10 protein-coding genes are annotated in these 13,324 nt (G+C 45.7%); 8 read left to right on the top strand and 2 right to left on the bottom strand.

Going from position 1 to position 13,324, the window contains the following annotated elements; translation table 11 throughout:
- Positions 1 to 176 precede the first annotated feature (176 nt).
- The 8 genes from NG795_RS14845 (at position 177) to NG795_RS14810 (ending at position 10,598) form a co-directional block, all read left to right on the top strand.
- Positions 177 to 1,580 carry an ABC transporter ATP-binding protein gene (locus NG795_RS14845; RefSeq protein WP_367289440.1) on the top strand — a complete coding sequence of 468 codons (1,404 nt, stop codon included), beginning with the start codon at positions 177 to 179 and terminating at the stop codon, positions 1,578 to 1,580.
- A 127-nt stretch (positions 1,581 to 1,707) separates the two neighbouring features.
- Positions 1,708 to 2,754, top strand: a complete 1,047-nt coding sequence (locus tag NG795_RS14840) for a sulfotransferase family protein (protein WP_367289439.1) — start codon at positions 1,708 to 1,710, stop codon at positions 2,752 to 2,754.
- Positions 2,755 to 2,766: 12 nt separating this feature from the next.
- Positions 2,767 to 4,155 carry a glycosyltransferase family 2 protein gene (locus NG795_RS14835; RefSeq protein WP_367289438.1) on the top strand — a complete coding sequence of 463 codons (1,389 nt, stop codon included), beginning with the start codon at positions 2,767 to 2,769 and terminating at the stop codon, positions 4,153 to 4,155.
- 134 nt (positions 4,156 to 4,289) lie between these two features.
- A complete protein-coding gene (locus NG795_RS14830; protein WP_367289437.1) occupies positions 4,290 to 6,167 on the top strand; it encodes a glycosyltransferase family 2 protein in 1,878 nt (625 codons plus the stop codon).
- Between the two features lie 53 nt (positions 6,168 to 6,220).
- On the top strand, positions 6,221 to 7,474 hold the full coding sequence (locus NG795_RS14825; RefSeq protein WP_367289436.1) for a class I SAM-dependent methyltransferase: 1,254 nt from the start codon (positions 6,221 to 6,223) through the stop codon (positions 7,472 to 7,474).
- A gap of 200 nt (positions 7,475 to 7,674) precedes the next feature.
- Positions 7,675 to 8,421: a sulfotransferase domain-containing protein gene (locus NG795_RS14820; protein ID WP_367289435.1), complete on the top strand. Its 747-nt coding sequence runs from the start codon at positions 7,675 to 7,677 to the stop codon at positions 8,419 to 8,421.
- A 64-nt stretch (positions 8,422 to 8,485) separates the two neighbouring features.
- Entirely contained in the window at positions 8,486 to 9,253 is a 768-nt protein-coding gene (locus NG795_RS14815; protein WP_367289434.1) for a class I SAM-dependent methyltransferase, read from the top strand.
- A 103-nt stretch (positions 9,254 to 9,356) separates the two neighbouring features.
- The gene (locus tag NG795_RS14810; protein ID WP_367289433.1) at positions 9,357 to 10,598 is read left to right on the top strand and encodes a glycosyltransferase family 4 protein; all 1,242 of its coding nucleotides are present in this window, start codon (positions 9,357 to 9,359) and stop codon (positions 10,596 to 10,598) included.
- A gap of 151 nt (positions 10,599 to 10,749) precedes the next feature.
- On the opposite strand, the gene NG795_RS14805 is transcribed toward NG795_RS14810, so the two are convergent.
- Positions 10,750 to 11,958 carry an anion transporter gene (locus NG795_RS14805; RefSeq protein WP_367289432.1) on the bottom strand — a complete coding sequence of 403 codons (1,209 nt, stop codon included), beginning with the start codon at positions 11,956 to 11,958 and terminating at the stop codon, positions 10,750 to 10,752.
- A gap of 1 nt (position 11,959) precedes the next feature.
- Positions 11,960 to 13,270: a RuBisCO small subunit-like domain-containing protein gene (locus NG795_RS14800; protein WP_367289431.1), complete on the bottom strand. Its 1,311-nt coding sequence runs from the start codon at positions 13,268 to 13,270 to the stop codon at positions 11,960 to 11,962.
- Positions 13,271 to 13,324 lie beyond the last annotated feature (54 nt).

Raw genomic sequence — 13,324 nt, 5'->3', positions numbered from 1 at the left:
AAGGATGAAGGGTGAAGGATGAAGGATGAAGGATGGGGGAAATAACGACTGAAGTCGTTACTACAAACTGTTGTTACTAATTTCTCCACCCCATCTCCCCTATCCTCCCTATCTCCCCCATCCCTATTTTTCCCTTCTCCACAAATTGCTAGGACGTTTCATACACCAGTAAACTCATGGGTGAAATTGCAATTTCGCTAAAAAATGTTTCCAAATGCTTCAAACGCTATCGGCATCCCGCCGATCGCCTCAAAGAAATTCTCCTCCCCGGCAAAGTCCGATCCGATGAATTCTGGGCTTTACGCGATATCTCCCTAGAACTTCCTAAAGGCAAAACCCTCGGCGTTGTCGGTCGCAATGGATCTGGAAAAAGTACCCTCCTCCAAACCATTGTGGGGACTCTCTCTCCCACCAGCGGCGAAGTCGAAGTCAAAGGCAGAATTTCCGCCCTTCTCGAACTCGGCAGTGGGTTTAATCCCGAATTTACCGGACGGCAAAATGTCTTCTTTAACGCGCAATTACTCGGGCTTTCTCAACAAGAAGTCGAGAATCGATTCGATGAAATTGTCGCCTTTGCAGATATCGGCGATTTCCTGGACCAACCCGTCAAAACCTACTCCAGCGGGATGTTTGTCCGGTTAGCCTTTGCCGTCGCCACCAGCGTTGACCCGGATATTCTGATCGTGGATGAAGCCCTGTCCGTCGGAGATGAAGCTTTTCAACGCAAGTGTTTTGCGCGGATTGAAACTATCCAAGAACGAGGCGGGACGATTTTATTTGTCTCCCACGCTGCTGCGATGGTTATTGAGTTATGTGATTCCGCAATTTTCATGCATGATGGGGAATTGCTGCTCTATCATACGCCAAAAATTGTGGTGGATAAATATCAAAAACTGATTTACTCTCCCCCTCATAAAGTAGAGGCATTATGCGACGAAATTCGCAAGCTCAATCAGGAAAAAGATGAGCCAGAAGACGCGCCAAAATTGCCGTTCTTTACCCCCACTTCCACTGAATTTGCCATTCCCTCCTCGGGTCCAGTAGAACAGGCAGCGCGGGCTTATTACGATGAAGACCTGCAACCGAGCAATACCCTACATTATGAATCCCGGGGGGCGAAGATTATCGATCCGCAGATCATGACTCCGACGGGAAAAAAAGTTAACCATCTGGTGGGTCGTCACGAATATATCTACACTTATACGGTGGAATTTTTGGAGGCTGCTTCTCAAATCCGCTGTGGAATGTTGGTGAAAACGATTAGCGGTTTGGAACTGGGCGGGGCGTCTCATTCATTTTCGGAACATTCTCTGCAAACAGTTGAACCGGGGAGCAAAGTTGTTGTAAAATTCCGGTTTAAATGTTTGCTCAATCCGGGAGTCTATTTTTTAAATGCTGGGGTTTCAGGAATTGTCAATGGAGATTTTACCTATTTAGCCCGTTGTATTGATGTGGCAATGTTTCGGGTTCAACAGGAACAAAGCTTATCCGCCACCGGCATTGTCGATTTACTGGTTAAACCCAGCGTGACGGTTGATGCAGAGGTCCCGGAAATGGTCAAAGAAATTGAATTGATTTGATTCAATTTGATTTGACTTTTGGCTGAATGACCCCACAATTTCCACCCAACTCTCCTAGTTAACCCGGATTCGAGGGGGAGGATGGGACTGGGGAAATGTCCTTTAATTGATACGGATACAAGGAATCATGTCGTTGCCCCTGATCGTAACCGGAATGCACCGTTCGGGAACTTCTCTAATCGCTTCGTTGATGAAAGTCATCGGCGTGGAACTTGGCGATCGCCTCTATCAAGCGGACTGTTTTAATGTGAAGGGGTATTTCGAGGACCTGGATTTTCTGGAGTTTCAGCGATCGCTTCTCCAAGAGAGTTGTCCCCCAGGGGACCCCGGTTGGCCGGATTGGGGTTGGACTGAACAGGAATCCCTCAATGTTGACCACTTTCAAACGGGTTTGGCAACGGCACAAGGGTTAATTGACTCGCGAAAAGCTCAGGGAGGACTCTGGGGTTGGAAGGACCCCCGGACCTCCCTGATGCTCGATTTTTGGCAGGAGTTACTCCCCGAGGCGCGTTATCTATTCGTGTATCGTCTCCCCTGGGATGTGGTGGATTCCATTCTGCGTTTAAATAGTGGGATTTTTTCCCAGCGTCCCGATTATGCGATCCGCAGTTGGGCCTATTATAATCGCCATATTTTGGACTTCTATCGCCGCTATCCCGATCGCTGTTTGTTGGTGAATATTAATGCGTTACTATCACAACCGACTCAATTAGTCAAGCTTTTAGAAACCAAGTTAAATCTTTCGGTCAAATCAGGGTTAGATGACCGGGCATTCCAAACCATTTATGACCCGAATTTGTTCCAGCAATTGCCCATTGACCGCCCCTTGGTGCGGTTTCTCCAACATCCGGAACTGCCCTATCTTTCTATTTTAGAAGAACTGGATTGGACGGCGGATCTGCCCAGTCATTTTACTCCACAGCCTCATTCGGATTCTTTACCTTTAGAAATTTATCCCCTCTGGTTACATCATGAAGCGGTCCAGGCCAAAATTCAGCTAGAAATCCTGGCAAATTCGGCTTCTGGGGTGGGTGAGATTCAGGCTGAATGCGATCGCCTCCGAACCCACATCGCTTGGATGGAAACCTCGAAGTTCTGGAAACTCAAGGTAAAATGGTCTGAATTGAAAGGGGCATTTGCCCGCACTATCAATCTCAAATCAAGCCAATTATAGGACCAGGGTAATATGTCGGAATCGGCAGCAGACTACAATGCAATATCCAAGATAGCGGTATCGGTGATTATTCCTTGTTACAACCAAGGAGAGTTTGTTTTAGAGGCGATCGCCAGTGTCGAAAGCTGTCAAGAGCAGGTTTATGAAATTTTAATTATTAATGATGGTTCCACCTCCCCAGTCACCCAAAAGGTGCTGACTTATCTCCAAGACAAGGGCTATCAGGTGTTTCATCAATCCAATCAAGGACTCGCTGCTGCCCGCAATACCGGCATTAAAAAGGCCCGGGGTCGCTATATTTTACCTTTAGATGCTGATAATAGAATTAAACCGGCTTATATCACTGAAGCCGTGGCTATTTTAGATGAACAGCCGGAGGTGGGGGTGGTCTATGGCAATGCGGAATTATTTGGAGAAAAAACCGGGATTGTCGAGGTTCCAGAGTTTGATATCAATCGCCTGGTGGCGGGAAATTATATTGATGCCTGTGCAGTATTTAGAAGAACGGTTTGGCAGGACTGTGGAGGATATGATTCCCATATTCCCCAAAAGTTAGGCTATGAAGATTGGGATTTTTGGTTAGGGGTGGCGGAGAAAGGCTGGCAATTTCACCATATTGCTGAAGTGATGTATGAGTATCGCTCTCGGTCAAATTCAATGGTGAGTGCTTGTAATATTCCAGAGAATCGCCGGGAATTATTTCGCTATATTTGTAGCAAGCATATTGGATTATATGCGACGAATTTTGCGAATATTTTCGCGCAGAAAGAGTGCGAACGGTTAGCAGAACAGGAGAAAAACGAGGAAATTGCCACAACTCTGAACAAAACTGAGGTGAAATTAGAGGTTTTGCGATCGCAATTGGAAGCAGCAGAAAGCGAGTTGCAAGTCCTCAGAGCCCGAGTCCAAGAAACTGAGGCATTGGACCCGAGGGCAAAAATAGCCGAGTTGGAGGAAGAAATTCAGGACTTGCAAGGGGAACTGGGGCGATCGCAAGGAGAAAAGCAATCGTTAGCGTCTCAAATCCAGGATTTACAGCAGCAGTTGGCGCAAACTCGCGCTGATTTTGAGGTGGAACGGGAGGAAGCATTGCGATCGCCGCAACGGCAACAGCAGGAACTGGAACAAACCCGGACCCAGATGCAAGCACAATTGGATGAACTCACCCACCAGTCCCAGCAGCAGATCGCCCAAATCCAGGCAGAGTGGGAGGGCCAACTCCATGAGCGCGATCGCCTCCACCATCAACTCCAATCCCAGATGTTACAGACTCAGGCCACCCTGGAACAAGCTCAACTGGAAATTGCAGCGATGCACACCAGTAAATTCTGGAAATTACGGACCCAATGGTTTAAGCTAAAACAAGCTTTCCGGATGACAAATCCGGTTAAGGGATCATGAATGTTAGTTCAAACCGCAGAGATGGAACATGAATTCATAAAAGTGTTGGTCAATTTTAGCGGGAAATTTTAATCCGTTTCCCTCTCCCACCCCGATTTCTGAAAACCCCTGCACCCTGATCAAATCGAGAACGAATGCGAAACCATCCTCTGTCCCGAACCCTCGACAACTTATCCCGCACCCAGCGGTTATCTAAGCGGTTTTATGAAAAAGTAAAAACCCAAGGGGTCCGCTATGCCCTGGCGCGATTATTTCGTAAACTTTATTTTAAACTCGATGATAATCCGCTTCCGGGTCCCGGCGCGCCGGAAGTCACTCATCCTTATGCCGATTATCATTTTTGGCTAGGGCAAAATTCATCTCGGGCAGCAGATTTGCGGCACAAAGCACAAACATTACAGGTATTTCAATATCAGCCGTTAATTAGTATTGTGATGCCGGTTTATAATACCCCGGAGTTCTATTTGAGAATGGCACTGGAATCCGTGAGTTCTCAAATTTATCCCCATTGGGAACTCTGCATCGCCGATGATGCTTCGACCGATGATCATGTGCGCTCTATTTTAAAAGAATATGCGGAACGAGATGCGCGGATTAAGTTAGTGTTTCGCGAGAAAAATGGTCATATTTCGGCAGCTTCTAATTCAGCGATCGCCTTGGCAACCGGGGATTATATTGCCCTGTTGGACCATGATGATATGCTCAATGCCGATGCTTTATATGAAATGGCTTTATGGCTGAATCTACATCCCGATGCGGATATGATTTATAGCGATGAAGATAAAGTGGATGATAGCAATATGCTGCGGGACCCGTTTTTTAAACCGGACTGGTGTCCTGATTCTTTTCTCTCGCGAATGTACACCTGCCACTTGGGATTATATCGGCGGGCGATCGTTGAGGAAATTGGTGGATTTAGAATCGGTTATGAAGGCTCCCAAGACTACGATTTTGTCTTAAGATTTACGGAAAAAACCGATAAAATTTATCATATTCCCAAAATTCTCTACCACTGGCGCATTCATCCGCAATCCACCGCCAGCGAGTTAGAAAATAAAAACTATGCCGTTGATGCTGCCGAAAAAGCCCTCACGGAAGCATTAGTCCGTCGCGGAGAACCGGGACGAGTCCTCCCCACTCCTGGAGGACACTGGATTGTTCGCTATCATATTCAGGATTATCAGCGGGTTACGGTGATTATTCCCACTCGCAATTTAGGGTCAATTCTCAACACTTGCCTCACCTCAATTTTTGAGAAAACCACCTATCCTAATTATGAAGTATTGGTCATCGATAATGGCAGTGATGAACCGGAAACTCTGGAGTTATTCAGTAAGTGGCAAGCGAAAGAACCGGACCGATTTCGCTGCATTACCTACGACGTTCCCTTTAATTTTTCTAAAATTAATAACTATGCCGTCACCCAAACAGAAAGCCAGTATTTGCTATTTTTAAATAACGATACCGAAGTGCTGGATGGGGAATGGATGACGGCAATGGTCGAACAGGTCCAACGCCCCAGTATTGGTGCAGTTGGGGCGTTGTTATTGTACCCGGATGATACGATTCAACACGCCGGAGTAGTGATTGGATTAGGAGGCGTCGCGGGTCATAGTCATAAACATTTCCCATCCCAGGTTCCCGGATATTACTATCAATTGAAGACGGTGAATAATTATTCGGCTGTCACTGCCGCCTGTCTGATGTGTCGGCGGGAAGTTTTTGAATCCGTGGGAGGGTTTAATGAGGAAGATTTAAGTATCGCCTTTAATGATGTGGATTTATGTTTGAAAATGGGGGAACAAGGGTATCGCAATCTCTACTTGCCTCATGTGGTTCTGTATCACTATGAATCAAAAAGTCGGGGATTTGAGGATACGCCGGAAAAAATTGCTCGGTTTTCTAAAGAGATTGACTATATGCGGCATCGCTGGAAAACCATCATTGACCACGATCCCTGCTATAGTCCCAATTTAACTCGCGATCGCGAAGATTATAGTATCTGGATTTAATCCAGTTTTGTTTGAGTTAGGAAACCCATGAGCATCAGGATATAGCCTTACCGATGAAAACGTTTAATGCTTCAAAATTAAAGTCTTTTACCAATGCCTTATTGGGTAGAAAAGATTTGCCCCTACCTGAGATAGAAACGCCTTCTGAGCCTTTTTTATACTGCATTGATTCTCCTCAACCTAAAGAAACTATATCGGCGGCTTTTGTGATTGTCAGTGGGTGGATTGTGGGGAATAAATCCAGTCAGATTAAAGATGTCCTTCTCTGTAATGAAACCCATGAAGTTCACCCCCTGCCGGTGGTCGATCGCCCGGATGTGGAATCCGCTTATCCCAATCGGACTGCAGTCGGCTTCCAAAAGTTTATTTTAACCAGCCAGATTACCCTGGGAACCTCTTGGTTTATTCAGTTTTGGATGGATGAGGAAGTTTATCGCTTTCCCATTGATTTGTTTGTCTCTGGGGAATTATGCGAGGAGTTTTTGCAGCAAAAACAAGCAAAATTAGCCCAAATTCGACCGATTTTGCAATGTCCAGTTTGCGAAAGCGATCGCCTACTTATTCAGGAACCCGTTCTCTCTTGTCCGGACTGTGGTTCAGAATTTCAACTGAGTTCCAACCACTATAACTTTTTGAATTGCCAATTAACAGAATATGGCAACGTTAAATCAACCGCTTCTATTTCCGCTAATGATTATGACCCGATTAGCCTCCAGTTAATCGAACAGCTTACTAATGGATTAATTTTAGATAATGGCTGCGGGTTGAGAAATTTCTATTACCCCAATGTGGTTAATTTAGATATTGTAGATTATCCCACCACCGATGTCATTAGTATCGGGGAAAAACTTCCGTTTAAATCTAATTCATTTGATGCCGTATTTTCCCTGGCGGTATTAGAACACGTTAAAAACCCCTTTGAATGCGCCAAAGAAATTACGCGCGTTCTCAAACCCGGAGGGACGCTTTATGCCGTCGTGCCTTTTCTCCAGCCTTTTCATGGCTATCCGGATCATTACTATAATATGACCAGCAGTGGTCTCAAAAATCTATTTAGCGAATTAGAAGACCTAGATTGCACCGTCCAACTGCCTGGATTACCCATTGCGGCTTTAACTTGGTTTCTCAACTCTTATGTTAAAGGGTTACCTCAACCCATTGCAGAATCGTTCAAAAAAATGAAAATTGGGGATTTGTTGGCGCATCCCAACAGTTATATGGACCGAGATTTTGTCACGTTTCTACAACCCCAAAGCAATGAAGAGTTAGCCTCTTGTAACTATTTGCTGGCGAAGAAACCCTTATAATTTATCCCGGTAATTTCTAAACCTCACCGACGCCCTAGATCCGGGGTACAGTTGGAGATCCCAGGCATAAGAAACCGGGTTTTTAGTCCCGATTCAGTTCTAAGTGGCAACAATTCGGTGAAAAACCCGGTTTCTAACCCGACTCTACCGGCGTCCTAGTCCTGAAACGATGTCATTGACGATCGCACCTAAATTCAATTATGCCAGATTTTCTGATTATTGGAACCCAAAAAGGAGGGACAACTTCTCTCTATCATTACTTAACGCAACATCCGCAAATTCTCCCCGCTGCTCAAAAAGAAGTCCATTTTTTTGACCTCAATTTTCATCAGGGAATTGAATGGTATCAGGCACAATTTCCGCCCCGAGAATCGGAACCCTTGATGCTGACGGGAGAAGCGAGTCCTTATTATTTATTTCATCCCTTAGTTCCCCACCGGGTTAAGGATTTATTTCCCCAGGTTAAGCTGATTGTGTTGCTTAGAAATCCTGTAGAAAGAGCCTGGTCTCATTATAATCATGAAGTGCGCTGGGGATTTGAGACCCTTTCTTTTGCCGAGGCGATCGCCCAAGAACCCGCAAGACTCGCCGGGGAAGTGGACAAAATGTGGGCTGACCCTAACTATTATAGTTACAATCATCAACATTATACCTATTTATCCCGGGGAATGTATGCGAATCAACTCAAAAGTTGGATGGAACTTTTCCCCAAAGAGCAATTCTTAATTCTTTCAAGCGAAGCCTTTTATGCCAATCCTGCGGCCATCCTTGCTGAAACTTTGGCATTTTTAGGGTTAACCCCGATGGAAATTGCCGACTATCCCAAATACAATGCGGGAGAGTATGCCACCCTGCCGGAGGGACTCAAATCCACCTTGAATCAATATTTTCAGCCCCACAACCAGCAGCTTGTGGATGAATTTTCCCTCAATTTTTCTTGGGATTAAATCAGCATACTGTGGTAAAAGAATGCGGGGGGATGGTCATCCCGGTAGAACACCGGGGTGAAGGATGAATCATCAAAGTTCGCTTGAATGTTGTCTCATAACGGAGGTGTATGCCACCGCAATGGAAAAAACCAATCACGGCATTGACTATGAAGGGACCTGGGATGCTTACGCTGAAATGTGGCAAGAGTTGCATCCCAAACTCGATCGCATTGGCGATGAATGGATTGGCAAAGGGGCAGGCGCGGCCCGTACCCTAGCCGAATATGAAACCCTGATTGAACGGCGCTTCATTCAGCCTTATATCGGGCGGGAACATCGGGTTTTAGAAATCGGTGTGGGGGGTGGTAAAACCGGCGCATTGTTGCTTAAACACTGCAAAACGCTCATCTGTGCGGACATTTCTAGTAAAATGCTAGAGGCCACGCGATCGCACCTCGGGGACGATCGCGTCACCTATCTCAAACTCGATGGACTGACTCTCAGTGCGATCGAAGCCCACTCCGTTGATGTCTGTTTCTGTTACGATACGATGGTGCATTTAGAACCGCGCGATATTTTCAATTATTTGACTCAAATTCCGGCCTTACTCCGAGGCGATCGTCTCTGTGTCTTTCACCATACCAACATTCTCAGCGAGTTAGGTTGGCAAAAGTTTTTGAGTGAATGGCATCTCAATTTAAAAGGACAACGGCATGGTTCAGCCTTTTCCGTGATGAGCGATCACATCATGGAAAAATTTCTCACCCATCTCAATTATGAAATTCTAGTCAAAGACACTCAGTCGGTTCCCCGAGATTGCGTTTGGGTCTGCAAAGCCCCAGCCGTTTAATTTCTCCGCCCTAAAGATTAGGAACAAAAGGTGGTTAACTTTTTGTTCCTAATTTTAATTTTTGCCTCCTTATTGTTTACCATAACCGTTGTAACTCTAGCTCATGCGAATTCTGTTTCTGCATCCTAACTTTCCGGCCCAGTTTCGTCATTTAGCCACCGTATTAGGCAGCAATCCGAACAATCAAGTTGTGTTTGGCACCAAAAATGAACGCCCTGAATGGGTGATTCCCGGGGTCAAAAAAGCCTTATTTTCTCCCAGTCGCGACCCCCATCCTGGCACTCACCATTATGTTCGTCCCCTAGAAAGTGCCGTGATTTATGGACAAGCGGTTTATCGCATGGCGGAACAACTGAAAAACCAAGGATTTGTCCCCGATGTAATTTATGGTCATTCCGGTTGGGGTCCGACGACATTTGCCAAGGATATCTATCCGGAAACTCCCTTAATGTGTTACTTTGAATGGTATTATCATGCCTACGGGTCCGATGCCAACTTCGACCCCAACGACCCCTTAAATGCGGATGATGTGGCTCGAATTCGCGTGAAAAATGCGCCCATTTTAATTGACTTAGCCTCTTGCGATTGGGGCGTTTCTCCAACTTATTGGCAGCGATCGCAATTTCCCCCGGAATTTCATAGCAAAATCTCCGTTGTTCATGATGGCGTTGATACGGAATTTTTCAAACCTGACCCGGGTGTAAAATTAGTTCTTCCCAACCTGGATTTATCCCATGTAGATGAACTCGTGACTTATGTCGCCCGAGGCATGGAACCCTATCGCGGATTTCCTGAATTTATCGAAGCAGTGGGTTACATTCAGGAACGTCGTCCCAATTGTCATGTTGTCGTTGTCGGTTCCGATCGCGTTTGCTATGGCAAATCCCTCCCCAATGGGGAAACCTACAAAGACTATATGCTCAAAAAAGTCCCCCTCGATTTAACCCGGGTTCACTTTGTCGGTTCCTTGCCTTATGGATTATATTTAAAAGTCATTCAAGCATCGGACGTCCATATCTATCTCACGCGACCCTTTGTTTTATCTTGGTCCATGATTGAATCCCTCTCCACAGGTTGCTTAGTCTTGGGTTCCGATACTCAACCTGTACGAGAAGTGATTACCGATGGGGAAAATGGATTACTGGTAGACTTCTTCTCCCCCAAACAAATCGCCGATCGCGTGGATGAAGTGTTCAATCATCCCACTCGTATGGCAGAGATTCGCAAAAAAGCCCGAGAAACGGCGATCGAACGCTATGCCATGCCTACCTTACTCAAGCGCCATATTCAACTGATTGAAGATGTCGCCAGTGGGGTGTTAAATAACAAAAGTTTCACGGGTTAATCGGTGAAAACCCTATAATTTAAGTCTTAGCCCCGGTATGGAAAGATAAGAAAATAGGTTTTTCATCTTTCCATATCCTGACATTTTTTAGACCCATTTTCTACGTTTTAACTGCTTAATTTCCGCTTAAATATTCTGGATATTTACAATTCTACCGCCCTCCAATCCAGAGATAGGTGAAAACAAGCAGAATTAAAGTTAAGGGTAATCCAAATCGCAGGTGTTCTCCAAAAGAGAGGCGATATCCCAAACCCGCCGATGCTTCTACCATAATTAGATTAGCAACGGAACCGAATAGAGTCAAATTTCCCGCCAAGGTAGCGCCTGCGGCTAAGAGTAACCAACTTTCGGTAGCATCAGGGTTAATCAACGATTGTAGCAGCAATACGGCGGGTACATTGGAAATTAAATTAGAAAGCACTGCGGTTACGGCTAACAATCCGGCAGGATGAACGACCCAACCGGAAAATCCCTCTAATAATTGCAGAGATTGAACGCAACGGGTGAGGATAAACAACCCTGAAAACATCACCAATAAAGACCAATCTACCTGCATTAACACTCGTTTTGGTTTGATGCGTCGGGTAATTAATAAGACTGCTGCGGCGAGAAATGCCGACTCAGCTAGAGGGAGTCCAACGGCAAATGCTATCAGCAGGAAGCTGGTAACAATTAGGGTTTTGATGAGTAAGGGTCGATGGAGGCGTAACCGGGGGAGAGGATTAGGGGGACAAGGTGCCAGAGACCTCACTTCGGGATATAATAACCATAATAGCCCAATTTGTACCCCCATTCCCGCGATCGCAATGGGGGTTAAAGCGGTGGCAAAATCGAGGTAGCTAATACCGGAAAAGGAACCGACGAGGATATTCTGAGGATTGCCACTCAGGGTGGCGAGGGATCCAATATTAGTGGCACCGGCGATCGCCAACAAGTAAGGAATGGGATTTAATCCCAAATTCCGCGCTAACTGCAAGGTTAAGGGAGTGCTAACTAGGGCCAAAGTATCATTCAGAAAAAAGGCGGATAATACCCCCGTTCCCCCAGTTAGTAACACCAATAACCCAAAAGGACTGCGAGTCAAGCGCAATAGGTAGAGTAAGGCGAGGTTGAAAAACCCGGAATAGGACAGGTATGCATTAATCACCATCATGCTTAATAAAAAGACAATGGTTCCTGGGTCGATCGCCTCCCATGCCTGTTCCAAACTTAATGTCCCCAAGGCAATTAAGACAGCAGAACTAATTAAGGCAAGGGTAGCGCGATTCATCCGGAAACCGGGGACATAACCCAATCCCAATCCTAAGTAACTTAACCCAATTACTAATCCTTGAATTCCGGTTACTATCCCCTCAATCATGTTAGGAATTAGGACGTTGAACGATGGTTTCCATTACTCGATGCTTATTTCCATCAATCCCAAATAGGCGCACATATTCCCCGGCATAGTTTCCTAAACAGGATTCTAAGGCGGCGATCGCCTCGGATTCATTTCCGGTTTGAATGCATCCACAACTTTGCCAGGACCCGGTTCTAAACCGACGGCGATCGACGTGTTCGATACCAATGGGATAACCTTGTGACACTAACTGTCGGATTTGTTGCACCGCATCCGAATCTAAGGCGGCAGTAGCCGATTGAGGTTTGTTTTGGGGACGAGACAACTCCGCAGAGGGAGAACCGTTGGATGCTGTTGGTTGAGTGTTAGAACCCCGATTTTCCTGACGGATTCCATTCCCCGAGGCAGGGGGTTGTCCCGGCATAAATCCATAGCGTTGTGCGGTGTTACTTTCTGCCAAAGAACGGTTATAAGCCGCAACCAATCGCAACTCTTGAATATGTTGCTGTTCCTTCACCATTTGTTCCCCTTTCTCCATCAGGTGTTCCAGACGGAAATCAGGTTTAATAAAGCTATGTTTTTCCGTGCTATTGGCAACTTTTAGGCCAATTTTATCAAAGCCGGTTTGTTCAATAAAAGCCAAAATCTGCTCGTCATAAATACTGGCGCGCAAAGCACTAAAAAAGTCAATAGATTGACCTTCAAATTTAGCCACCAGTTGTTCAATTTGCCCTCGGGTCAGTCCATCGGGGGTGAAAATTCCATTGACAATTTCTAATCGGTCCTCGCGATTGGGTTCCCAATAAAATTTGTCCATGCGTCCATCGCGGACCAAGGGTGCATACAGGGTTCCAAAGTCATTCCCAGTTACAATAATCGGCACCCGAGGCAAGGGTTCACTATCGTAGCTACCTGGAAGTTGAACATTGGTGGGATTATCGGCAATATTCATCAATGTGGCATTGACTAATTGCGTATTAACGGTGTATTGGGTTCCGCTATCCACTCGTCCGGCACCGGCATCAATATCATTAATCATTAAGACGGCTAATTTGCCATGTTTGCTAATAATATCCGCTGCTTCTCGATACCGAAAACGCACCAACCTAGAAGGGTCCCCGGCATCCGGGCTTTCTAATTCCCCAGCGGATAGATGAATCGCTTGGACTTTCATCCGTTTGAAAACTAATTCACATTGGAAGGATTTTCCTTCTCCTTTGTGACCATGAATTCCTAAAATTAGTGGGGCGTTAATACCCGGTAAATCCAGGAAATTCTTGGTAATATGAACCGCTAATTTGTTGAGGAATCTGGGAGCAATATAGTAAGTCATGAGATTAGAATGAATTGGACAAAAGGCTAGATAACGGTTGCGTCAGCCCGATCC

It is taken from the genome of Laspinema palackyanum D2c, assembly GCF_025370875.1.
In the GTDB taxonomy this organism is placed as follows: Bacteria; Cyanobacteriota; Cyanobacteriia; order Cyanobacteriales; family Laspinemataceae; genus Laspinema; species Laspinema palackyanum.
The sequence above is the reverse complement of the archived record's forward strand: the minus strand, read 5'-3'. Positions and strand labels throughout refer to the sequence as shown.